Here is a 24,304-nt window from a genome sequence, read left to right as displayed (position 1 = left end):
TCATGAAGCTGAAAAGCATTCCCCGCCGGTTGGGGTACATTCTGGGTGCGCAATGGACGCGCGACCTGGCATGGGCCGCTTTTACCATTCTTCTGGCGCGCCGTAGCCCCGATATTCTTGGGCAGGTGGTGCTGGCGCTCACGTTTGGCTACCTTGTAAAAACGGTAGCCGACGTGGGGCTCAACGATTTTTTGCTCTCCACATTCGCACGCCGCGAGGGGCGACCATTAGCCCTGCTGGGTGAAGTGACATGGCTCAAGCTGACAGTGCTGCTGCTGGCCCTTGGCGTTACGTGGCTGGTGACAGGTTGGCAAAATTATACGCCCGAGCTGCGACTGGTGGTCATGTGCATTGCGGCCGGTCTTGGGCTTGATGGCGTCAGCGACTCTTTTTTTGCCTTGTGTCAGGCGCGTGGCCGTCAGGATGTGGAGATGCGCATTCGCGTGCCTTCCGCACTGCTTGGCATTGGTTTTGGCATTGCCTGCGTGGTGCTCGGCGCACCTCCCATTGTCATTGCCCTGTACAAGCCCGTGGAATCCCTGCTGTGCATTGTTTTTGCCCTGATGGCCCTGCAGCGCAATCCTCTTGCGGGTGTGGGCGTGGAAGGCATGAAGGATCTGGCGCGGCACATGAAGCACGGCCTGATCTTCACCTGCATGGCTGGCTGCGCCATGTTTTACAACAAGATCAACGTCATATTTCTCAAGCAGTACGGCGGCAACGCCGACGTGGGCGGGTACGGCGTTGCCTGGGAAACCGTAGAGGGGCTTTCAGTTCTGGTTTCCAGCGCATTGTTGGGCAAGGTGATTTTTCCGTTGCTGGCCAAGCTGTGGCAGCAGGACAGGGGAGCATTCCGCCAGCTGGCTGGTCAGACCGCCCGGTCGCTCTGGGCTGCATCCCTACCTATCATTTTTCTTATCTGCGTGGAAAGCGACCGTTTTCTGCCCCTGGTGTATGGTCCCAACTATCAAAGCGCGGTCACGGCGCAGCGTCTGCTTACTCCCTGCCTTGCCACGGCCTTTCTGCACAATCTGGCGGCCTACGCCATGATCGGCATGCGCCAGCACCGTTTGCTTCTGGGCTTTTATCTCACTGGCCTGGTCTGCAACCTTATCTGCTGCTTTACCCTCATACCGGCCATGCCACTTGAGGGTGCGGCCCTGTCGCTCACCATCACCAAGGTGTGGGTGGCATTGCTCACCGTGGGCTATTTTCAGTGGGCGGCACGACCCATGAATCTGGGCCAGTGGGCCCTCATGCTGCTTACCTGTGCGGTCAGCGTGGGGATGTGGTGGGGCATCGGGCTGGTTGCGCCGCGCGAAGTGGCCGAGCTGGCAGGTCTTGTCCCCCTGCTGGCCCTGTTCTGGCGCTGGCGGCCACCGCCACCGTTTGAAAAAGCAGCCCAGACCTAAGCGTCAAAAGCGGCAGAATGGGCCGACTCGGCTTATTTGTGCTTTGTGCGGGGTGCTGGTCTGGCAACCATGCAAAGTGGTCTGCATTGACGCCAGGGTGTCGGCAGGCCTATACGGATACAGTAAGGGCCGTGACAGGCAAAGGTATCCAATGGGCAACAAGCTTTTATTACAGCGCAGGTCGATCCTCAAGGCCATGGTTGGTACAGCCGGGCTGACACTGGCGGGCACAGGTCTGCCAGCAGCAGGGCGGGCCAGCAGCTGGGCCGAGAGCGATGATCTGGCAACACTGATCGATGTTGATCTCTGCAACGGCTGCGGCGCGTGCGTTGCGGCATGTCGTTTCCGCAATCTTGCTTCTGTTCCCCATCCAGTTCATCCTATCCCACGTCCTTATCCCGCATGGGTACGCAGCAGCGACTGGTCTGACCGTACCGACGAAATTTCGCGCCTCACACCCTACAACTGGCTCTTCATCCAGTCGTGCATCATTACTGTCAAAGGCGTTGAAAAGCGTGTTTTTCTGCCCCGCCGTTGCCTGCATTGCAACAACCCCCAGTGTGTGACCCTGTGCTCCACAGGATCAATGCGCCAGAGCCCGGAGGGCGCCGTTTACATCAGCAGTTCTACCTGCTTGGGAGATGGCCCCTGCGACCGCGCCTGCCCCTGGGGTATTCCGCAGCGACAGTCGGGCGTGGGCCCGTACCTGAATTTTGCGCCCAGGTATGTGGGTAACGGACAGATATTCAAATGCGATCACTGTCGAAGTCTGCTGGCCACAGGTCAAAGTCCAGCCTGCGTTGTGGCCTGCCCGCAGGGAGCCATGCGCTCCGGTCCGCGTCACGATATCGTAAAGCAGGCCAAGGAGCTGGCAGAGCACCGGGGCGGTGATATTTTTGGACTGAAGGAAAACGGCGGCACAAATACGATTTATGTTTCGTCCGTTCTGTTCCGAGATATCGAGGCAAATATGCTGCGGCAAGGGCAGGTGGGTGTTGGCATGCCAAGCCTGCGCCCGGCCGGGGCAAGCCTGGATAAGGAAAACAGTCTGTTGCGGGCGGTATTGCTGGCCCCCGCCGCTGGCGCAGCGCTTGCAGGCCTGCGCATGTGGCGCGAAAAGCAGATGAGGCGCAAGCCGTGAAAAGACAACCGACGCTATTTTCATCGTTTTTTAGCCTGCTCTGGTTTGTGAGCATGCTGAACGCTGTGTGGAGTGGTATTGCGCACCTTCCACTCATGAGCCGTTACGGTCTTGTTCACAGCGCAAACTGGTCGCCCTCAGTGTGGCACTATTACTCGGCGGCTGCCCTGCTGTTTCTGGGCACCTATGCCTTCACCATCTGGCGTTTGCAGGGGCACAGCACGTACTGCCTCACACGTTGCGGCCTGATGCGTGTTGTTTTGCTTATTGGGCTGGCTGTTACGGGGCTGGCGCTCATTGTGCACAACATGCCCGACTATTCACTCTTTGACGGGGTGTATGCGGTTGTAAAAATGCTGCACCTGACGTGCGCTCTCGCATTGCTGCCCCTGCTTATCTACAGGATGTTCCGCGGCTGGAAGGGGGGCTATGGCTGGCTCAGACCGCGTGAAGAAGCGGCGGGACCGTGCCGTCCACGCCGGCGAAGCAGGGACAGCTTCTAGCTTTCTGGATACGATAATCCAGCACTCTGCTCCCGCGCACTCCCCTTGTTTCGGACCGGCCCGACAGGCTGCCAGGTCAGGCTGCGTGTACAGATGCTCGCCCGGCTAGTCTGGTAGACGAGCCGCTTTGAGCTGGCCGCAGGCCGCCTTGATGTCCTGCCCCTTGCTTTTACGCAGTATGGCGGTGATTTTGCGCTTCCACAGGTACTGTTCAAAAGCCAGCACGTCATCTTCTGTGGGCGCGGCGTAGGGTGCTCCTTCCGCAGGATTGTACACGATAAGGTTCAGCTTGCCGCGCACCTCGCTTACCAGCCGCGCCAGTTCCTTGGCCTGCTCCAGGCCATCGTTGACCCCACCCAGCAACAGGTATTCAAAGGTAATGTGCTCACGCGTCTTGAGCGGGTAGGATTTGAGCGTTTCAAACATGTCCTCCAGCGACCAACGGGCGGCCTTGGGCATGATACGCGAGCGCAACTCCTGCGTGGGTGCGTGCAACGAAACAGCCAGATAGGCCAGACCGCTATCGCCCAACTCGCGCAGGCCTTTTTCTATGCCGCAGGTGGATACCGTAATGCGCCGGGGGGAGAAATTGAGCCCCTTGGCGTTGTTCAGGCCTTCCAGCGAGCGCATTAGCTCACGCATGTTGAGCAGGGGCTCGCCCATGCCCATGAACACGATATTGCGCAGCATGGGCCATTCCGGCCTGTCATCGCCCAGATGCGCACGGGCCACCAGCACCTGCCCCAGAATTTCACCCATGGTCATATTGCGCTCAAAGCCCATCTGTCCGGTGGAGCAAAAAGTGCAACCCATGGCGCAGCCCACCTGTGACGACACGCATTGAGTCCAGCGACGCACGCCCTCGCGCGAATCAGAAGGAATGAGCACGGTCTCCACAAGAGCTCCGTCTTCGAGCCGCAGCAAAAACTTTGTGGTGTCGTCCTGACTTTTCTCCACCGTCACCACTTCCGGCCAGACAATGGCTGCCTGCGCCATGAGCTTTTCGCGGCAGACCTTTGAAATATTGGTCATGGATTCAAAATCGCGAACCATGCGCTGCCAAAGCCACTGCCATATCTGCATGGCGCGGAATTTGGGCTCGCCCAGTTCTGTCTGGAGCCAGGCTTCAAGTTCGGGAAGGGTCAGGTTGAGAAGATTGGTCATACGGTCTGCCAAAAAGAATAGGGTTGGGGCGCAGGGCCAAAAGGGCTGGCTGATGCCTACGATTTTTGCGTCTTGGGGGCAAGAAAATTAATGCCCTGCACTGCGCCAGATTCAAGCGAAAGTGGGCGCTCCCAAAGGAACGCCCACCGTTTCAGCAAAGGTCAGGAGCGTTTAGCCCACTGATTTACGGGCATAATCGCGCACAAAAACCACCGCTGATTCCACATCGGTGACTTCGCCTGCGATCTGCGCCTGCAAAAGGGCGTCGCGGATGATGCCCACCAGGGGACCTGGCGAAAGCTTGGTTTCGCTCATGATTTCATTGCCGTTCAACAGGGGTTCAAGCATCTGCTCGGGCGTTTCGGCGCGGTCGAGATACTTCATATTGTGGTTGAACGAGGTCAGAATGCCGTCACGTGCCTTGAGGTCCGCCCTGGCCATGGCGATGAGACGGGGGTAATCGTCCAGCGCCTTGAAGCGGCGTATGCCCCTGTCTGTCATCATGAAGTGGAAGCGCATGTGGTGGCGCACCAGATGGCAAAGCAGATCAATGTCTTCCTGCGCAAAGTGCAGGCGACGCAGAATCTTGCGCGTTACCTTGGCGCCCACGCGATGATGCTGGTAGTAGGTCCAGATGCCATCGAAATACTCGCCGGTATAGAGCTTGCCCACATCGTGAAAGAGCATGGCCATGGTGCCAAGCCAGTCGTAGTGGAAGTCTTCTTCCGGGTAGTGCTTCATGCACTCAAGGGTGTGCTCAAAGACGTTTTCCGTCTCGCCGTCCTTGTTGCGCATCTGGGTGAGGCACGAGAGGGAGGCCACTTCAGGAATAAGCCCTTGCAGGATGTGCGAATCAAACAGCAGGCGCACAAAGCGGTACATGGATTCGGCGGCAACCTTGCGCCATTCGTCCATGATATCCGTAGCGGGCACATAATCAAGCACGCGGCTTGAGGCACGCACAATGGCAAGCCAGGTGTTGGGCTCGATGGGCAGATCAAAATTGGCGGCAAAGCGCAGGGCGCGCACGGCCAGCAGGTAGTTGTGGCGCAGGGTTTCGTCCGGCAGGCCAGCCAGCTGGATGGCGCCGCCCTTGACGTCCTCAAAGCCGTCGTATGCGTCGTTAGACGACTCGGGGCTGCCAAAGCCCGTGATGCGCAGCTTGAGCTGCTCCTCATGGGGCATCCTGTCCATCATGGTAGGCGTGATGCGCAGCAGCGAAAGCTCGGGGTGACCCGCAGCGGCAACTTCAAGAGGGTAGAAACAGAAGGTAAAGCCGTTTTCTTCCAGTGTGGCCAGTGCGCGCTTGTCTTGCAGCGGCACTGCCTTGGGAAACAGCTTGATAAGCGTATCCAGATCCGGCTCGCAGGCAATGTCCACGGTGGGCTGCTTGGCGTTTTCCAGCAGGTGCTCCTGCAAGGGGGCGTTGATAACATGCGCGTCATAGCCATTGCGCAAAAGGGTTTTGCTTATGGTTATGGCGTCTTTGAGCGCTTGATGCATCCATGGCTCCTTGCGAAATTAATAACGGGGAATGGCTGATACTATGCCCGCGAGCATGGCTTCGAGTCAAGCTTGAGAGTGAGGAAATACCATTACGGACTGGTCATTTGTGTAGGGCAGCAATGGGGCGGCCCCGCAGTTCCGCAAAAGCAAAACGCCCCTGCGTCTTGGTGACACAGGGGCGTTTGATTTACTATGCCTGGCGACTAATCGGTGAGGTGATTCACTTCTTTTTTCACGCCAAGGGCGATGCGCCACAAGAGGGAGAGCACCAGGGCGCCCACGGCGTACACGCCAAGGGCCACGGCAATTTCCTTTGCGGTGGGCATGTAGGGGGTGATGGTTTCAAACATGTTGGGGGTAAAACCGCCAACCAGCAAACCAAGACCCTTGTCGATCCACGAGGCAGCCACAAGCATGATAAGTGCGATGGGCATGAGCGTGGGATGGGTGCGCAGTTTGGGCGGAATAAGAATGGCCAGGCACGAGAAGGCCATGATAACCGCCGCCCACATCCAGTAGTTTACCCACAGCAGGTGACCGCCGTGGCCGAAGAACAGAACGCTGATGGGTTCCATGTGACCGGGAATGTTGCTGTAGAAGGCCGTGAACAGTTCAAGCACAAAGAAGAACACGTTCACGCACATGGCGTAGACGATGATGGTGGTCAGCGTCTTCACGGCTTCCTTGCCCACATCCAGGCCGCTGAGGCGGCGCATAAGCAGCATCAGCAGCATGAGGATGGCAGGCCCCGAGCAGAAGGCCGAAGCCAGGAAGCGGCCAGCCATGATGGCGGTGAGCCAGTAGTGACGCCCGGGCACGCCAGCGTACAGGAAGGCGGTAACCGTGTGGATGGAGAAAGCCCACAGAATCGAAAGGTAGATGAGGGGCTTGATCCATTTGGGCGGATCAATTTCGTGCCGTTCGGCTTCAAGGGTAACCCAGCCGATGATGATGTTCAGACCCAGGTACCCAATGAGCACCAGCATGTCGTAAAACATGACGGAGTTGGGAGTGGGGTGCAGCATGACGTTGAGCATGCGTTGGGGCTGACCAAGGTCAACCACGATGAACAGGGCGCACATGACCACGGCCGCAACGGCCATGAATTCACCGAAGATGATCATGCGCTTGAATTTTTTGTAGTGGTGGAAGTACGTGGGCAGCACCAGCATAACGGCCGAGGCGGCAACACCGACGAAGTAGGTGAACTGCGAAATATACAGACCCCACGAAACGTCGCGGTTCATGCCGGTCACGGAAAGACCGTTCTGGAGCTGGTCCAGGTACACAATGCCGCAGCCTGCGATCAGGCAGAGCAGAAAGAGCAGCCACAAGTAGTAGGTCTTGGGACCTTCGAGCAATTTTTCAACCATGGCCTGTCCTCCCTATATGAGGTAGTAAACGCCGGGCTGCGTGCCCAGGTTGGGCTTGCGGCGAATACTGTAGTTGGCGGACAAAGCCTGCCGCACCGTTGAATTGGGATCTTCCAGGTCGCCGAAGAGGATCTTGCCGCCAGAGGCTTCAACGCAGGCGGGCAGCTGGCCAACAGCCAGGCGCTCGGCGCAGAAGGTGCACTTTTCCACCACGCCGATCATGCGCGTGGGGAAGGCCGGGTTGGGCACGGGATCGGCAAGGAATTTGCGCGGGTCCTTGAAGTTGAACGAACGAGCACCAAAAGGACAACCCGCCATGCAGAAGCGGCAGCCAATGCAACGGTGGTAGTCCATGGCAACAATGCCGTCTTCCATCTTGTAGGTGGCCTGAGTGGGGCACACGCGCACGCAGGGCGGGTTGGTGCAGTGGTTGCACAGCAGCGGATAACTGGCTTCGGCCCGGCGCTTGTCGAGGAAGGCGTTCATTTCATCGGGGAAGGTGTGCTCGAACGAATCGAGCCAGAACCACTTGATGTTCTGGTCGCCCGGAACGTGCGGCACATTGTGGAACTTGTGGCACGCTTCGATCAGCGGCTCGTAGTCACGGGGGCTGGTGAACTGACGGGTGTCAATAACCATGGCCCAGCGCTTGGCGTGCAGGGCGTTAACGCCCTTTTCATACCGTCCAGGGGCAATCTGGGCCTGAGCAACGCCGGACAAGGCGCCAAGGCCGGCCATTCCGCTGCTCAGGGCACAGGCGGAAAGCCCCGCCACTTTCAGAAAGCTTCTTCTGCTCTTGTTCATTATTTGCTCCCCTGGGGAATGATGTGGCAGGTCCAGCAATAAGGATCAACGCTGTTGGCCACATGGCACTTTTCGCAGAAACCCTTGTAGTCGTTATGGCACTTCATGCAGGTGTTCTGCAGGCTGATGGTCCATTTTTTGCCATTGGACGCCACATAGGTGCGATTTTCCTTGCGCAGGGCTTCATCACGCCACTCGTTGAGCAGCTGCATGTGCTTGTCGCGCATAAAAGTCACATTTTCTACGCACTCTTTTTCATTCTTGGGCAGCGCAATGCCGGTGCTGCTGTAGCGGTTGCCCAGCATGCTGACCCAGAACGGGGAGGTGAACAGGACCACAAAGATGATGATCCCAAGAATTACGGCTTTAGCGTTATACATTTATTGGCCCTCCCCCTGCGCCTCGGGCGCGTCATCATCCTCTACCACATTGGGCAGATCTTCCTGGCGCAGGTCCATGGTGCGCTTGCTTTCGCCCTTCATGACAAGGGCATTGCCCACCAGTTCATGCAGGCCGCTCACATTGACGCCGGGCGCCCAATAGTTGGCGAGCGGGGGCAGGGTGGCGCGGTCAATGGCGCACACGCAGGCCATGTGGTTGACGCCGTATTTTTCCTGCACGTAGCGCAGGGCATTGCCACGGGGCATGCCGGAACGCATGCGCAGTTCCATGATTTCTTCGGTGTTCAGACCGGAACCGGCGCCGCAGCAGAAGGTCTGCTCGCGGATGGTGTTCTCGGGCATTTCAACAAAGTTGTTGCACACGGCGTTGAGCACGTAGCGGGGTTCGTCGAGCAAGCCCATGCCGCGTGCGGGGTTGCACGAGTCGTGGAACGTGGTGACGATATGGTCGTTACGGCTGGGGTCGAGGTTCAGCTTGTTGTGGTGGATCAGGTCAGCGGTGAACTCGGCGATGTGCACCATCTTGGTGGAGGCCGCGTTCTGGAATACCGTGCCCGTGTAGGGCGAAACAGGCGTCGTCATGTGCGAGGGCGACGGCCCGTTGTAGGTGTCCATGTACTGGTTGATCACGCGCCACATGTGGCCGCATTCGCCGCCCAGAATCCACTTGGAACCCAGACGTTCGGCTTCGGCGTACATTTTGGCGTTGAGTTTCTTTGCCATGTTGAACGTGGTAAAGGAGCCGAAGTTGCCGCCTTCGGACGCGTAGGTCGAGAAGGTGTAGTCGAGATCCAGCTCGTGGAAGAGCATCAGGTAGCCCATGAAGGTGTAAATGCCGGGGTCGGCAAATACGTCACCAGAGGGCGTGATGAACAGGATTTCGTGGCCCTTTTCGTTAAAGGGCGTTTTGGGACGGATACCGGTGATGGTTTCGCAGTCATCGGCCAGCATTTCCACGATTTCCACAAAAGAGTGGGGCTTGATGCCAAGGTGGTTGCCGGTGAAGCTGCAGTTTTTCACGGGGTCCATGATCCAGTGGATGCCAAGGCCCACCTCGTGCAGCAGTTCGCGTACGATAGCGGTGATTTCGGCCGTGTCGATGCCGTAGGGGCAGAAGAGCGAGCAGCGGCGGCATTCGGTACACTGGTAGGCGTAGTAGAAGAGTTCCTTTACTACTTCCTTGTCCCAGCCGCGGGCGCCCACTTTCTTGCCGAGAATCTTGCCCAGCATGGTGTGGTCGCGGCGGTAGAGCGAGCGCAGCAGTTCGGCGCGCAGCACGGGCATGTTCTTGGGATCGTTGGTGCCAAGGAAGAAGTGGCACTTGTCGGCGCAAGCGCCGCAACGCACGCAGATGTCCATGAACAGCTTGAGAGAGCGGTGCTTTTCAAGGCGCTCTTCAAAGGCGTCGCACAGAATCTGTTCCCAGTTTTCGGGCATGTTCCAGTCTTCTGCCGCCGGATCCCATTCGTGGGGATTGGGCATATGCAGAAGTTCCATGGTTTCTTGCTTGGCCGGATAGCAGAAGCTGCCCGGTGTAAATTCAGGCTTGGTGTCGAGCCAGTCCTGGTCAGGGAAGGCCGGGCGGCTGGACACAAGCATTTGCGGCGTAGGTAATTTTGCCATCGTGGAAACTCCTTACTCGGCGGCCTTTTCGGGTTGCTTTTCCAGCGGCAGCCCGGCTTCGGCCATGGCGTCGCGGTAGGTATCCTCGTACTCGGCGTAGGTGAAGTACTGCTTGGGCGGATTCCAGGGGTTGATGTGGCGCACGCGGCGAGAATTGTTCGCCATGTTACGCGTGGGGCTGAAGAACACGCCCGGCATGTGCATGAGCTTGGAGAAGGGGAAGTAAATCAGCAGTACGCAGACCAGAGTAAGGTGCGTGAAGAACAGGGCGTTGATGCCCGTGGTGGACACCGGCGCAAAGTGCGTAAGGCCCATAACGAAAATCTTGACCTGGGCGATTTCGGTCTTATCGAAATAGCGCAGGCAGATACCGGAACCCACGATGCTGATGATCAGCCACAGGGGGAAGTAATCGTTGGCAAGCGAAAGATAGCGCAGGCGCTGGTTGAAAATGCGGCGTCCCAGCAGGAACAGCAGCGCGATCAGCACGAGGCCGCCGGTCCAGAAAAAGCGGGGCGAACCCACCTGCATGATGCCGTCGATGCTTTCAAGGAAACGGATACAGGAAGGCACGGGTTCCATGAAAAAGCGGAAGTGACGGATGAAAACAAGCAGGAAACAGTAGTGGAACAGCAGGGCAAAGACCCACAGCCACTTGGAGGAATAATAAATGGTGCGCGGCCCGTTGCTTACGGGGTCAAATTCCCGCACGTCCGCCACCGTGTTGCGGAACAGCGAACGGAAGCAGAACACTTCCAGGAACATGCGCTGCACAACACCCCAAGTTGTGCTGGGACAGTCGATTTTTGCCTGCTTGATGAAGTCAAGCGACTGCTCCTGCCCACCCGTAGTGGGGATGCAGAAGGGCACGGGCGATTTGGCCCAGTACACCATGCGCCAGACAACACCGGCGATGAACACGACTACTGCCACATAAGGCAACGCCACGCCGAACAGGCCCGCGAGCCCCACGGCCGCTCCCGCCCAGGCGATGGCTCCTATGAGCAGCACCAGCAGTAATGAATTGAACATTCCCTACCTCACTTCCACTAAAGTTGCCTCAAAAGCCCACCACGGGATATTGAGAGATCTCTGGCCCGCATGCTGCAAAGCCCACGGTCAGGCCTGACGGCCTAATGAACGCGGAATGTCAGCGGTCGTTCCCGGTGGGAACGTTTCCGCCTTCCAGTTGTTGCGCCCAGCGCGCCAGTTGGGCGTGCTGGTTGCGTATTTCCGTAATGCGCGACTCAGCCAGAATCTCCCGGTTTTCCATATACATGTCAAACGCCAGAAGAGTCAGGCTGTCGATGCGCGATTCGGTCTCAAGGTAGGCAGCCAGGTCGCCCTGGGCCACTAGTTCAGGCATGACGTGCTCTCTCAGAATGGGCTTCATGAGGCTGAATACGGCCATGCTCTGGCTGGGGGAGAATTTTTGCACCGCCCGCAACTTGATGAAACGGTCCATGGCCTTTTTAGTCTGGGCCACTTCCACGGCTTCACCTGTGACTGCATCATACAAGGCCCCCGCGGCTTCCTTGGTCATGTGGGCTACCGGGTTGCCGAAGGGGTCGTCTTTGGTGCGAAGAAAACCTGTGGTTTCAAATGGATAGGTGTCGAATACAGAGTCTGTCCATAAACGCACCATCTCGCCTTTGTGTTTGCGAAAGATGTCGATTGCTTTCATTCCTTCCCCATGGCCTTTTGTTTAAGGCTCTCTCATATAAATAGTAAGCGCAAAGGGCGTCAAGTCCCTTTGCGCTTTTGAAGCGCAAGGTTTGTCATTTTTTGCACAAGACCGCCCTGGGGGCGGTGGCTACTGGCAGGGGGTTACGCCAGCGCACTGACCCGCCACCTGGGGGTCAAGCGGCAAATCGGCACTGCCAGTTGCGGAGGAAGCGGGGGCGGTGGGCGCAACTGCGTGACCGGCCTGCTGACTGGCGGATTTTTTCAGCATGGTGGGCAAGCCGTGGTATTCAAAAAACGGAACTGTCTGCGAACCCGCCATGAAAACGTGGGCCTTGTTGCGCAGCATGCGCAGGCGCAGCAGCAGCATATCAGGCGCAGTAGCCGCCATGGCCGAAGGCGCCGCCACATCCTGCGCCTTGGCGAGGGCTTCGGCGACGCTTGCGCCATTGTCCATCAGGCGCAGCATACGGGCGGTCTTGTAAATGTCGATTTCGCTTTCAGCGAGGGGGTAAAAGGCCACATCCACCCGGCCAGAAAGCAGGGCGATGCCTTCCTGGCAGCTGGGGCAGGAGGGCGAAAAAAACATGCGTACGGTTGCTTCCGTGCCGTTTTCGGTGATGGCCCACACGTCTGCCTGGGTGCGCAACGCCGTGCCAACGTTAACGATAAAAAGAAGCCCCCAGATGATCAGCAGCAGTGAGCGGCCCGGCTTGTCATTGGGCAGGCCGGAGCGTGTGCGGTGCGCGACCTGACGAAAGCCGCAATAGATCATGGCAAAAAAGCAGGCCACAATAAGGCAGCTTACGCAGGGCGCGGTAACAGACATGAGCAGCAGAAGGGCAATGTCGCCCAGCAGGGCAAACCCGGCCAGAACCATGCCCAGTTGCGCCGCACCCATCAGGGCGGCGGCGGCAAGGGCGGCAAAGGTTACACCGCCTGCCCACCACAGCGAAATGCCCGCGATGGATGTATCCTGAAACAGCGCACAGCCCGAAGTCACACAGAGGTTAACCTCGTTGCCAAAGGCGCTCCATATGCAAAAGCCAGCTGCCAGCGCTGCCAGGCTCAGAATTCCGGGAAATATCTGGTGCGATCGCTTCATGAACTACCTGTGGATGTAAAAAGCTATCTGTTCAGGCGCGGAGCGGTTTGGCGGACATCGCAAAGGGTGCCGTTCATGCCGGGCCGGAGCCGTAATTGCATGTAACTCGTTTCAGGTTATAGGCTGTTTTTGCTTTTTCGTAAAGCGCGGTGCGCTTTGGATGGCCTGGGCTCGCCGGTGGCTGCGAGGCTGAGTGTCATTGGTGCAGTCATGATTCAGGGGATTGACAGGCAAAGCCTGACAGCGAGGGCCTGTGGCCGCCCGCTCAGGGCGAACATGTGCTGTTGGAACCGTGAACATCGTGGGCGGCTTCACGGACAGTGGGCACTCTGCAGTGGGGCGCTGGTATGACCCGTCAAGATGTAGGCAAACAAAAGGACGCCCTTGCGGGCGTCCTTTTGTGTTGTGTCTATGCGGTCAAGCTTACATGGTGGAGCCGGAGGCCGCACGCTGCATCTTGATTTCGACTTTTTCGGTCAGGCTGGCATAGTATTCGCGCAGGATGACGAGCACTTCGGCGCGGCCAAAGTGATCCGGCACTTCAGCGCCTTCGGAGAGCATCTTGCGCAGCTTGGTGCCGGACAGGATGACGCGATCTTCCTTGGTGTGGGGGCAGGTGCGCATGCTGGCCATGCCGTCGCACTTCTTGCAGTAGAAGGTCCAGTCAATGTTCAGCGGATCGCAAAGCAGACGCTTGCCTTCTTCGGCGGGCACAGGAATCTTGCGGAAGATTTCCTGAGCTTCGAACATGCCGTAGAAGTCGCCCACGCCAGCGTGGTCGCGGCCAACCAGCAGGTTGTTGATGCCGTAGTTCTGGCGGAAGGTGGCGTGCAGCAGGGCTTCACGGGGACCGGCGTAGCGCATGTCGAGGGGGTAACCGGCCTGAATGACGAAGTCTTTCACGAAGTACTTGTCAACCAGGGTGTCGATGCACTTCACGCGCACTTCGGCGGGGATGTCGCCGGGCTTCAGGGAGCCCACGAGGGAGTGGATGACCACGCCGTCGCAAACTTCCACGCCGATCTTGGCCAGGTATTCATGCGAGCGGTGCATGGGGTTGCGCAGCTGAAGAGCAGCAACCTTCTGCCAGCCGCGTTCGTCCATCTTGGCACGCAGCTGAGCAGGAGTCATGTACACGCCGGGGAACTTTTCGGGGAATTCGCCCTGCGAAAGGACCTTAACGGTACCGGCGATGTTGAATTCGTTCTGGGCCAGAACCATCTTCACGCCGGGGTGGTCGTTGGGGGCCACTTCCCAGAACTTTTCGGAGTCGGGGCCGGTGCCCTTGAAGACCAGTTCGCATTCCCACTTCTTGTCGGCTTCGGTCATTTCATAGACTTCTTCGACCTTCATGGTAGCCATGACTTCGCCTTTGCGAACCAGGGCCACTTCTTCGCCGACCTTCAGGGCCTTGGCGTCGGCAGCGGGGACATCAAGGGTAACGGGAACGGGCCAGAAGGTGCCATCAGCAAGAGTCATCTTTTCGCAGACGCTCTTCCAGTTGGCCTTGTTCATGAAGCCGCTCAGAGGCGAAAAACCGCCAATGCCCATCATGATCAGGTCGCCCTTGGCGCGGGAAGAAATCTCGATCTGCTTCAGGCCTGCGGCTTTTTTCTTCTCGTCATCCAAGGCCTTACCTTCCAGAAGGCAACAGACCAGACCCTTACCGCCATGAGGAGCTACCAGTTTGGACATTGCGAAATCCTCCGTTTGTTAGTTATGTGGGCATCCTTCCGTGGCCAGCGTCGCCAACCGGAAGAGCAGCGTTCAAATCGCATCTTGTGAATAATCTAACAAAAAGTCAACTACCTCTCAAAAATTTTCCTGACTACTTACCGAAAAAACCAGTGTCCGGCTAGCCATGCGGAAAATTCACCGACCTCTATACGCTGAATCGCGCAAAAAGAGAAGGGGGGCTGACAAGAAAAGTGTGCCTGAACCTAAAACTTCATGTGAAAGTGCGCTTTTTTTCGCAAACTCTTTTACTAGGCAATTGTGTCAGGCCCACACGCCATATCCCTAAGATCCGCTCCGGGCCGCATCTGGCGGGGGACAGCGGAGAAACCAGGGCAGGGTTTGCACAGGCAGGGGAAATTTTTCTCAACCTCTGCCGACAGCCTTGCAGGATAATAAAAAAGGGCGTGGAAAATCCACGCCCTGTAAATGCCTCAAAGCTGTCCGCGCCCTTGGGCGCTGAGCTGCCTAGAACGGCACGTCATCCATATTGGAAGCTTCAGAAGGGAAGGCCGGGCCGAGGTCGTCATCCATGTTCTGGGGCTTGCGGCCGCCCTGCTGGGAATAGCCACCCTGACCACGTCCGCCCTGCGCGCCCTGACCGCCACGGGGGGCATTGCCACGGGGAGCAGCAGGAGCGGCAGGCGCGCCATAGTCTTCTTCAAAACCACGGCCACCGCCAGCATCGCGCGGGCCGTCGCCCTTGCGATCAAGAAACTGCACGCGCTGGGCCTTGATTTCGGTGGTGTACCTGTCCTGACCCTGCTGGTCTTGCCATTTGCGGGTCTGCAGGCTGCCTTCCACATAGATCAGGCTGCCCTTGGCCAGAAAGTTGGCGCAGTTTTCGGCCTGCCGCTGAAAAACAGAAACCCTGTGCCATTCGGTGCGGTCCACCTTGTTGCCGTCGCGGTCGGTGTAGGATTCGTCGGTGGCAACGTTCAGGGTGGCAACAGGCGAGCCGCTCTGAGTGTAGCGCAGCTCGGGGTCGCGGCCCAGACGGCCAATAATCATTACTTTGTTCAGCATGGTGATGCTCCAGGGTCGTATGCGATTTTCGGGCTCAGGCTACAAATGCCCGTTCGAGCTGATCCAGCACGTCTTCAAGTTTGTCGCTCAGCTTGTTGGCCTCGCGGGGCTGCCAGTCTGCCAGGGCAGCTTCAATATCTGCCTTGATTTTTGCGGCTTCAAGAATGCCGGGGCCAAGGGCCTTGCGGCGCGCCTCGGACCACGGCAAAAACTGCAAGCCGTCGTCCAGAGCCTTCACCATATCAAACACACCGTGCTTTTCATGTTTGATGGGCACGCTGAATGCCAGCTCTGTAAGTTTGGGCCAGAGTTTTTCCAGCAGATCTTCGTTCCAGGTGACGGCGCTTACGCGGATTTGCAGTGCTTTGCCCATGGGTGCTCCGTTTGGCGGCAGCCGCCATTGTGCCTTGCGCGCTGGCCATGGCCCGCGCACAAGCGCAGCGGGCCCGGGCAGCCATTGCTGGTGATGCTAGTCTTTTTCCGTCCACTCGGTCTGCACGCGCATGATCACTTCCTGAATGGCAGGCAGCTGATCCTGCGGGCACACGCCAATAAGGGGGGCACTGGCATCGATATTTTCATTATAGGTAAAGTATACGGCGTAAATAACGCCCGCAGGGCCGGAATATGTCAGCGGCACCTCGCGCTTCATGCGCGACATGATGAGCAGTTCCATGCCCTCGCGCACGGCCACCGACTGCGAATCTGCCGCGCGGATTTTTTTGTCCACATCAGGTGTGAAGTAGTACTTGGCCCGCTCGGGCGCAACAAAAAGATGCAGGGCCTTTTGCAGCAGGATGCGTTCCACTTCTGCGCGGGTGAGCATGTGGCGCACCACGGCAAGCGGGGTACCGGCCTCCACAAACGTGCCTTCAAGCTCGGTGTGCAAAAGGCTGATCTCGCCTTTTTCGTTGGCAGAAATGGCCTTGGGGTTGCGCTCGCGCTCAAGGGTGGCGATGAGCGTGCCCGGCTTTTCCTTCCACTGGCCTTGCGGCCCAACGACCTTGTCGCCCTGTTTGATGCCCGAAAAGGTCACCATGCCCGTGTGGGGCGTGCTGATGACAATCTCGCGGTAGGGAGAAGCCTTTATTTCGTCCAGCAGTGCAGATATGTTTATCATGCTAGGATCCGTTAAGCGTTATATATTGGCGACGTAGCCGCTGGCCGTCCGGCCTGCTCTGGCTCGTGGCGACCGGGATATTCCCGGCCGCCGCGCCGCTCGGAATTATCTTGCAGCATCCACGCAGACCGGCATTACCGGTAGTACAGGTTTCTGCCACCAATGGTCAGCAGGGCCTGCTTGAGGTTTGCGCGTACTTCCCGACGGTCCCAGATACCCTGAATGTGCCCGCGCGAAAGGGCGCGGTACGAACGGTGGTACTTGGGCGGAATGTCCATACCGGTGGTTTCCTTGATAACGCCCGGACCGGCAAAGCCGATGTTGGAAGAGCGCACGGCAAACTGGTAGGGCGAGCAGCCGAGGAAGCTGGCCACGGGGCCGGCAAAGGAATTGGTGTCGTACAGCACCATGTACAGGCCGCCGGATTCGATATAGCGGCGCACTGCCACTGTGCAGCGGGGCATCTGGATAACGCCGTGTGTGCCTTCCTGAATGCGTATGCCCGCCGTGCCGTGCACGTAGGCAAGGAAGGGGTAGCGCTTCTTGGCCGCGCGCTGGGCCGCCTCAACAAACTTGTAGCCTTCGGCAGCGCCCACAGAGCCGCCACGGAAGGTGCCCATCAGCATGGCAACAACCATCTTGGTGTTGTCGATGCGGGCTTCAAAGGTCATGCAGCCGCTCTTGGCCCCGGTTTTCTTCTGCGCATCGAGTACCCGGTCGCCGAAGTTGGGGAAATCAAGAGGGTTGCCCGCTTCGATTTCGCTGTTGAATTCAAACACCGAGCCGAGGTCAAAGACGTTCTTTACATACCATTCCGGTTCCATGGGAAAATGGTAACCGCAGTGGCTGCACACGCCCGCGAATTCGGCAAACAGATCGGGGCCCCACAGATCAAGGCAGCCGTAAGCTGCGCTGTTGGGGCAGGTGATGGCCCGGTCGGTCTTGTAGCGCGGCGAGATATAGTTCCACCGGCTGCGGCGGCCGTCGTCCGACCATGTGGAAAGAGCGGTCAGTTCCTTGACCTTGCTGTTTTCCACCTTGGCGCTGGGAAGCTTGCGCGTAAGCTTGCGCCAGGGAGCCAGCAGGCGGCTCTTGAACACTTCCCATTCGTTGTCGATTTCTTCCATAAAGGTGCGGATGCGCCTCTGGTGCTTGCGGTAGAAATCGTACTTGAAGCTCACCCAGGGCTTGGTGACCCAATCCCAGGTGGCGACGGCCATCTTGGTAAAGAAAGGACGCCTGTCGCGGGCCGCCTGACGCGAGAGCCGCAAAAACTTCTGCTGGCGGCGTTCGCGCAGCCTGTCCTTGGCGGCAGAGGTCAAACCCCAGCGGGTGTACATTTCGTCCAGATTGGCATCGGGCTTGCGCACGCGGGCCATGGCCAGACCCTTGAGGCCGGGCATGGTGCGCGTGGAGATCACCACCTCGTCGGTGGCGCGCAAAACTTCCTGCCGCAGGTTGCGGAAAAAGTCGAAGTGCCAGGGGCGCGCGCCCAGGGGCGGTTCCTGTACCACGCGGTCGATGTAGCCGAACTTCAGGTTGTCCTGCGCGGTCATTTTGAGGTTCTGGGCGCAGCTTTCGATCAGTTCGGGCGTGGCGCGCTGGCCAGCCTTGATGCGGCCTTCGATGGCGGCGGCACCTTCGGGCGAGATAACCGAATAGTAGCCGTGCGAGAGCATCAGGCGTTTGTCGGCCAGCCCGATGGCTTCGGCACCGCCTGAACCGCCTTCGGAAATAACGGCGATAACGGGCACGCGCAGACCAGCCATGCAGTAGATGTTGCGGGCGATCTGCTGTGCCGCGCCGGGGTAGTCCTCGATGGGGAACGAGCCGGGCGTGAAGATGTAGGTGTGGACAGGTATACCTTCGGTTTCGGCTACGCGCATGTACTGCTGAGCCTTGGCGTTGCCCCAGGGCTTGACCGAGCCGCCGTTGCGGAATTCCGCGCCGTGGCCTTTTTCCTGCCCGATAACCATCACCGACTGGGTGTACACCTTCTTGCCGCGGCGGCGGGTAATAACCGCGCGGGCAATGAGCATGCTGGGGTCGAGGCTGTGTTCGTCCTGACCGCCCACTTCGGTAAAGTTGTCGTAGACGTTTTCGAGGATGTCGCGCAGGCAGATACGCTGGGGATGGCGCACAATGCGCACCTTGTCCATGGGCGTAATGCTGCCCTCAAGGCGGCGTTCCACGTAGTTGAAAAGGTCTTCGACGGTGGCAAGTTCGGCATAGGGATCTTCCACCGTGCCGGAGCGAACGCGCGCGGTAAAGGCGGTAAGCTTTTCTTCAAGCAGGTCGGCGTTGTCCTTGTGCTTGCCAGCGAATATTTCCACCAGATAGGTCAGCCTGTCGCGCAGGCTCTGGATGCGTTTTTCGATGTTGTTGTCCATAGTATATTGGGGCCAGCTAGACTGGTTTTTTTAGGTAGGCGAAATCCCCGAAAATCAGGGCGGCCAATGGGTTGTCTGCCAGCATGGCCACCCGGCGGCGACGCGTGCACGTTGCCCCGGCCAATGGGCCAGCGCCCGCGCGTGCTGCGCAGGTGGACCATGACCGGTGGGTAAGCAATGCCTTGTTCATGGGCTGGTTCCCTGTCAGAAGCGCAAAATGCGTTCTGTGTTGGCCGCAAGGAAGTTGACGTTGGATTTCAGCTCCTCGCCAGCGGTATTATGCCCTTCCAGCCGCAGATCGCGCAGAAATTCAAGGCCGCGGGCCTTGGCTTCCTCCAGATCTTTACCCCAGATGATGGCAAGCGCCAGGTTGGGGTCAAATTCTGTGGGAATTTCGTACGGTTCTGTGGTCGGAACATGGGTGAGCATGGTCAGCCAGGGCTGTTCTTTCCAGCCAAAGCGTTCGATGCGGCCCACCCACGGGGTGAAGTTGCTGTCCGGGTCTTCGGCGATAAGCCGGTATTCGATGCCCAGACCTTCAAAGGTAATGTCGTTCTGGGTGTAACCCAGAGGTTCGCCAAGGCCGATGCGTATCTGCTCGGCAATCAGGTCCACATCGCCCTTGCCGCCCACATGCGAAATGCGGGCCGAAACGCCGTTTTCAACCTGAATGCGCGTGTTCACTTCCATAAGGAAGGGTTCGCCCTTGCGGGTTACGATCCACTCCCAGGTGCCCACGTTGTCGTAGCCCACCTTGCGGGCCATGGTGAGGGAGTAGTCAACGATATCGCGCAGCACCTTGCCGGCGTCAAAGGTGTACTTGAGCTCGTCGGGCGCAAAGCCGGGGGCGATTTCAATACGTTTCTGGCGGCCAGTGGACTGGATGGAGCAGTTGCGCGTGCCAAAGTGCACGGGATTCTGCCCGGAGCGGTCAGACACAACCTGAACTTCAAGGTGGTTGAAGTCGGTGATGCGCTGCTCGATAAGCACGCCTTCGTCCTTGAACTGGCGCAGGGCGTAGCTGCGAATACGGCGGTAAACCGAGCGGAACTGGTCCGGGTCGTACACTTCTTCAATGCCCATGCCGCCGCCGCCAGCCGATGCCTTGACCAGCACCAGCGGGCGGGTGATGCCCTGCTGATCCTGAAATTCGAACACGCTCTTGGCAATGCGTTCGGCTTCCATCTCGTCGTAAATGGGGCGGTCGGAGCCGGGCACTGTGGGTACGCCCAGGCTGCGTGCCAGGCGCTTGGTGTTGATTTTGTCGCCCAGCTCACGGATGATTTTCCACGAGGGGCCGATGAATATGAGTTTCCGGTCGCGTTTGGTCACGCGGCGTGCAAAACGAAAATCCTCGGCAAAAAAACCGTAGCCGGGATGCACAGCGGTGCAACCCGCTTCATCGGCCACGGCCATGAGTTCGTTGGCGTCGTGGTAAGACGACACGCGATAAAGGCTTTTTTCTCCGCCTTGTTCGCGTGCCAGGCGCACATGGCCCGAAGCCGCGTCTTCAGCCGTGAAGATGGCGGCAAAGGCCACTCCCAGCTTGCGGCAGGCGCGCATGATGCGCATGGCGATTTCGCCACGGTTGGCCACCAGAATTTTGTGCTTTTGCAGGGGAATGCTGTCCTGAGCTTTGTCCAAGCCTGTCTCCCTCATTAACATGCGATTTTTTGTGTTGGTGTATGCCCGGCATGGCCGCCCGTGCCAGAGGGCTGTTGTGGCGGCGTATCCGAAGTTTGGATTTGCATAGCGGGATGTTACGGTTCTGTTTTGCAGCCCGTACCCCCTTGTGGGGTTGCCAATGGCGGGCTATACAGACAGTGCATCCGCACCTCATAACCGCTTTTGGCGCGAAAATCCACTCGCGCAGGGGCCGTCCCGCACAAAAAGCCGCGCAGCGGCAAAGAGAAGCGCGGCGCGGATTGCGGCCTGACAGCAGACCACGGAGCTTATTTTTCAGGGGGGATTCTATGCAAAATTTTCAAGATGTCCAGCGTGCCGCCACTGCCCTGCGTGAAGCCATTGAAGCCGCGCAGGGGCCCTCAGCCTTGCCTCTGGGCGCGTGCAGGCTAGACGCCAATGCTTCTGCCGATGCGGATGCGCCCATTGGCATTGTGCTGGGTACGGGGCTCTCGTATCTGGCAGACAAGCTGCAGGACAGGGTGGTCGTGCCCTATGCCGACTTGCCGGGTTTTCCCGTTTCAAGCGTAGAGGGGCATGCCGGAGCCTTTGTGTGGGGGCGCTTTCCCGGTGCGTGCGGCGAAGACGACTGTATTGGCCGCTACGCGATCATCCAGCAGGGGCGCTGCCACCTGTATGAAGGGCGCAGCCCGGCAGAGGTTTGCATGGGGGTGCGCGTCATGGCAGCCCTGGGCGCAAAAAAGCTCATCATCACCAATGCCGCTGGCGGGCTCAACCCCCAGTTTGATGCGGGCGGCATCATGTGCATGACCGATGTTATAAACCACACGGGGCATTCGCCGCTCACCGGTTTTAACTGCGAGGAATGGGGGCCGCGTTTCCCCGACATGTGCGCGCCGCTCGACCCCGAACTGCGCGCTCTGGCGCTTGAAACCGCCTCAAAGATGAATCTGCGCCTCGAGCGCGGCGTGTACATTGGCGTGCACGGACCAGAAATGGAAACCCCGGCAGAAACACGCATGTACCGCCAGTGGGGTGCCGATGCCGTGGGCATGAGCACGGTGCTCGAGATTATCGCGGCGCGTCACATGGGCATGCGGGTGCTGGGCCTTTCATGTTTGACCAATAAAAATTTGCCAGACTGCATGACCCCGGCTCCCTTGGAAGAAATTCTGGCGGTGGCCGCCGTGGCGGGCAAAAATCTGGGGCGGCTCATCAGGGCTATGGTGACAAAACTCTGAAAAGTGCGTAAAAGCGCGGCCCGGACACATTAAAGAATAAACAATACCGACTGCTGGTTTTTCCCCCTGCCTGCGTCGGCCTCGTCCCGACGCTGATCTGCCGCAGCCTTGCTGCCAGTCGGAATCTCCCCTCGGCGGGGAACAAAACCGCACTACCCAGTGTTTTTTAAGGGCAAAAAGCCATGCAACACAATGAATCCCTCCGTAACGTAGCCATTATCGCCCACGTTGACCACGGCAAGACCACCCTTGTTGACGGTTTGTTCAAGCAGGGCGGCGTTTTTCGCGCCGACCAGCAGGTGGACGACCGTGTCATGGACAAGATGGACCTTGAGCGCGAACGCGGCATCACCATTGCGGCCAAGAACTGCGCCGTCAACTGGAACGGAGTGAAGATCAATATCATCGACACCCCCGGCCACGCCGACTTTGGCGGCGAAGTGGAGCGCTCGCTCTCCATGGCCACCGGCGCAATCCTGCTGGTAGACTCCTCTGAAGGGCCTTTGCCGCAAACGCGTTTTGTGTTGCGCAAAACCCTCGAGGCCGGTCTGCCCGTGGTTGTGGTCATCAACAAGATTGACCGCAAGGACGCCCGCCCCCAGGAAGTGCTCAACGAAATTTACGACCTGTTCATCGACCTCGACGCCAACGAGCACCAGCTTGAATTTCCCGTGCTGTACGCCATCGGGCGTGCTGGCGTGGCCATGAACAATATTGATGATGAGCAGAAGGACCTTTCGCCTCTGTTCGACGCCATTGTGAAGTACATTCCCGGTCCCAGCTACGATCCCGAGCAGCCTTTCCAGATGCTGGTGGCCGACCTCGATTATTCCGACTATCTGGGCCGCCTGGCTGTGGGCCGCATCATGCACGGCACGGTCTACGCCAAGGAAGCCCTCGCCTGCATCGGCGAGGACGGTCAGCCCAAGCCCCTGCGCGCCACCAAGATCCAGGTGTATGACGGACTGCAGGTTGTGGAAGTGGAAAAGGCCCTGCCCGGCGACATCGTGGTTATGGCCGGTATCGAAGATGTCACCATCGGCGATACCATCTGCACCCGCGACAACCCCCGCGCCATGCCCCGCATCCGCGTGGACGAACCCACCGTGGCCATGCGCTTTGGCATCAACAGCTCTCCCCTGGCCGGGCGCGAGGGCAAGATTGTGCAGAGCCGCGCCATTTATGACCGTCTGGTCAAGGAAACCCTGCGTAATGTGGCCGTGCGCGTTGAAAACACCGCCGACCGCGACGCCTTCCTGGTCAAGGGCCGTGGCGAATTCCAGATGGCCATTCTTATTGAAACCATGCGCCGCGAAGGTTTTGAACTTTCCGTTGGCCGCCCCGAAGTTATTCTGCGCAAGGACGAAAACGGCAAGGTTATCGAACCCATCGAACGCCTGTACGTGGATTGCGACGAAGTGTTCATGGGCGTGGTTACCGACAAGCTGGCCCAGCGCAAGGGCCGCATGCTCAACTGTGTCAATAACGGCACGGGCCGTGTGCGCCTTGAATTCAGCGTGCCTTCGCGCGGCCTTATCGGCTACCGCGACGAGTTCCTCACCGATACCAAGGGTACCGGCATCATGAACTCCTATGTTGAAGGCTACGAAGAATGGCGCGGCGACTTCCCCACTCGTTATACGGGCTCCATCGTGGCCGACCGCGCCGGTTCTGGCGTGGCCTATGCTCTCTTCAACCTTGAGCCGCGCGGCGTGCTTTTTGTTGAGCCCGGCGATCCGGTGTACGAGGGCATGATTGTGGGCGAACACAACCGTGATAACGACATCGACGTCAACCCCACCAAGGAAAAGAAGCTCACAAACCTGCGCGCTTCGGGCAAGGACGAAAACGTCACTCTTACCCCCGTGAAAAAGATGACCCTCGAGCACGCCCTGCACTTTGTGCGCGAAGACGAACTGGTGGAAGTGACCCCGCTTTCCATCCGTCTGCGCAAGACCGAACTCTCGGCCATGAAGCGCTACCAGACTGCGGGCAAGCGCAAGAACAGCTAACTCGCAGAGGGGCTGCAACAGGCCGCGCAACACGTATTGGTTAAAAGCCGCCGGACAATGCCCGGCGGCTTTGTTTTTTATTCAACACGCTGGCGTTCTTTATTTTGTGCCCTTTATCCTGATAATTCTAACTATGCTTGCCCTGCATTCTGTGTTTATGCTGCATTCGATTGCGTGAAAAATAAACTTGTGTCTGTAGCTGTGGTAGTAAAATATATCAGTGTATAAAATAAATATTCAAATACGTATTGCTCGCATGCATTTCTACGGTAATCGTTCCCAATATTAAATAGATGGTGCTTCTGTTAGTGTATCGTCTGCAACAAGGCAGAATGCCTGATTGTCTTGTGTGCACATATATCGAAAAAATAGAGTAATATTGACAATTATAAAAAATTTTTACAGGGTCATTTTCCCCCATT

At 58.3% G+C, this 24,304-nt stretch carries 20 protein-coding genes; 5 read left to right on the top strand and 15 right to left on the bottom strand.

The features are described from left to right. Positions 1-2 precede the first annotated feature (2 nt). The 3 genes from F8N36_RS00875 to F8N36_RS00865 all read left to right on the top strand — a co-directional run bounded on the left by F8N36_RS00875 (position 3) and on the right by F8N36_RS00865 (position 3,056). The gene (locus F8N36_RS00875) at positions 3-1,412 is read left to right on the top strand and encodes an oligosaccharide flippase family protein (protein WP_291330864.1); all 1,410 of its coding nucleotides are present in this window, start codon (positions 3-5) and stop codon (positions 1,410-1,412) included. 151 nt (positions 1,413-1,563) lie between these two features. Further along, a complete protein-coding gene (locus F8N36_RS00870) occupies positions 1,564-2,553 on the top strand; it encodes a 4Fe-4S dicluster domain-containing protein (RefSeq protein WP_291330863.1) in 990 nt (329 codons plus the stop codon). Next, complete coding sequence (locus tag F8N36_RS00865; RefSeq protein WP_291330862.1) at positions 2,550-3,056, top strand: FeS-binding protein; 507 nt, start codon at positions 2,550-2,552, stop codon at positions 3,054-3,056. The genes F8N36_RS00870 and F8N36_RS00865 overlap by 4 nt, the downstream gene beginning before the upstream one ends. Positions 3,057-3,161: 105 nt before the next feature. Here F8N36_RS00865 and rlmN read toward each other — a convergent pair whose 3' ends face one another. The 15 genes from rlmN to F8N36_RS00790 all read right to left on the bottom strand — a co-directional run bounded on the left by rlmN (position 3,162) and on the right by F8N36_RS00790 (position 20,644). Then, a complete protein-coding gene (gene rlmN / locus F8N36_RS00860) occupies positions 3,162-4,220 on the bottom strand; it encodes a 23S rRNA (adenine(2503)-C(2))-methyltransferase RlmN (RefSeq protein ID WP_291330861.1) in 1,059 nt (352 codons plus the stop codon). A gap of 171 nt (positions 4,221-4,391) precedes the next feature. Further along, entirely contained in the window at positions 4,392-5,723 is a 1,332-nt protein-coding gene (locus F8N36_RS00855) for an HD domain-containing protein (RefSeq protein WP_291330860.1), read from the bottom strand. 206 nt (positions 5,724-5,929) lie between these two features. Then, on the bottom strand, positions 5,930-7,099 hold the full coding sequence (gene dsrP, locus F8N36_RS00850; RefSeq protein WP_291330859.1) for a sulfate reduction electron transfer complex DsrMKJOP subunit DsrP: 1,170 nt from the start codon (positions 7,097-7,099) through the stop codon (positions 5,930-5,932). A 12-nt stretch (positions 7,100-7,111) separates the two neighbouring features. Then, positions 7,112-7,903, bottom strand: a complete 792-nt coding sequence (gene dsrO / locus F8N36_RS00845; protein ID WP_291330858.1) for a sulfate reduction electron transfer complex DsrMKJOP subunit DsrO — start codon at positions 7,901-7,903, stop codon at positions 7,112-7,114. Further along, positions 7,903-8,283: a sulfate reduction electron transfer complex DsrMKJOP subunit DsrJ gene (gene dsrJ, locus F8N36_RS00840; RefSeq protein ID WP_291330857.1), complete on the bottom strand. Its 381-nt coding sequence runs from the start codon at positions 8,281-8,283 to the stop codon at positions 7,903-7,905. The genes dsrO and dsrJ overlap by 1 nt, the downstream gene beginning before the upstream one ends. Then, positions 8,284-9,927, bottom strand: a complete 1,644-nt coding sequence (dsrK, locus tag F8N36_RS00835) for a sulfate reduction electron transfer complex DsrMKJOP subunit DsrK (protein ID WP_291330856.1) — start codon at positions 9,925-9,927, stop codon at positions 8,284-8,286. It lies immediately after the preceding gene. Between the two features lie 12 nt (positions 9,928-9,939). After that, complete coding sequence (dsrM, locus tag F8N36_RS00830) at positions 9,940-10,959, bottom strand: sulfate reduction electron transfer complex DsrMKJOP subunit DsrM (protein WP_291330855.1); 1,020 nt, start codon at positions 10,957-10,959, stop codon at positions 9,940-9,942. A gap of 118 nt (positions 10,960-11,077) precedes the next feature. Further along, positions 11,078-11,611 carry an RsbRD N-terminal domain-containing protein gene (locus F8N36_RS00825; protein WP_291330854.1) on the bottom strand — a complete coding sequence of 178 codons (534 nt, stop codon included), beginning with the start codon at positions 11,609-11,611 and terminating at the stop codon, positions 11,078-11,080. Positions 11,612-11,740: 129 nt separating this feature from the next. Continuing rightward, positions 11,741-12,715: a hypothetical protein gene (locus F8N36_RS00820; RefSeq protein ID WP_291330853.1), complete on the bottom strand. Its 975-nt coding sequence runs from the start codon at positions 12,713-12,715 to the stop codon at positions 11,741-11,743. A gap of 423 nt (positions 12,716-13,138) precedes the next feature. Next, positions 13,139-14,410, bottom strand: coding sequence for a sulfate adenylyltransferase (sat, locus tag F8N36_RS00815; protein ID WP_291330852.1), 1,272 nt, complete (start codon positions 14,408-14,410; stop codon positions 13,139-13,141). Positions 14,411-14,917: 507 nt separating this feature from the next. Next, on the bottom strand, positions 14,918-15,475 hold the full coding sequence (locus F8N36_RS00810; protein WP_291330851.1) for a single-stranded DNA-binding protein: 558 nt from the start codon (positions 15,473-15,475) through the stop codon (positions 14,918-14,920). Positions 15,476-15,509: 34 nt separating this feature from the next. After that, on the bottom strand, positions 15,510-15,848 hold the full coding sequence (locus F8N36_RS00805; protein ID WP_291330850.1) for a hypothetical protein: 339 nt from the start codon (positions 15,846-15,848) through the stop codon (positions 15,510-15,512). Positions 15,849-15,944: 96 nt separating this feature from the next. Continuing rightward, positions 15,945-16,595, bottom strand: coding sequence for a biotin attachment protein (locus tag F8N36_RS00800; protein WP_291330849.1), 651 nt, complete (start codon positions 16,593-16,595; stop codon positions 15,945-15,947). A gap of 134 nt (positions 16,596-16,729) precedes the next feature. Then, positions 16,730-18,985: an acetyl-CoA carboxylase carboxyl transferase subunit alpha/beta gene (locus tag F8N36_RS00795; protein WP_291330848.1), complete on the bottom strand. Its 2,256-nt coding sequence runs from the start codon at positions 18,983-18,985 to the stop codon at positions 16,730-16,732. A 204-nt stretch (positions 18,986-19,189) separates the two neighbouring features. After that, positions 19,190-20,644: a biotin carboxylase N-terminal domain-containing protein gene (locus F8N36_RS00790; protein ID WP_291330889.1), complete on the bottom strand. Its 1,455-nt coding sequence runs from the start codon at positions 20,642-20,644 to the stop codon at positions 19,190-19,192. Between the two features lie 314 nt (positions 20,645-20,958). Between F8N36_RS00790 and F8N36_RS00785 the strand changes: the two genes are divergently transcribed. Continuing rightward, a complete protein-coding gene (locus F8N36_RS00785) occupies positions 20,959-21,870 on the top strand; it encodes a purine-nucleoside phosphorylase (protein ID WP_291330847.1) in 912 nt (303 codons plus the stop codon). A gap of 182 nt (positions 21,871-22,052) precedes the next feature. Beyond that, a complete protein-coding gene (typA, locus tag F8N36_RS00780) occupies positions 22,053-23,882 on the top strand; it encodes a translational GTPase TypA (RefSeq protein WP_291330846.1) in 1,830 nt (609 codons plus the stop codon). Positions 23,883-24,304: the final 422 nt, after the last annotated feature.

Source organism: Desulfovibrio sp., assembly GCF_009712225.1.
Classification (GTDB): Bacteria; Desulfobacterota; Desulfovibrionia; order Desulfovibrionales; family Desulfovibrionaceae; genus Desulfovibrio.
The sequence above is the reverse complement of the archived record's forward strand: the minus strand, read 5'-3'. Positions and strand labels throughout refer to the sequence as shown.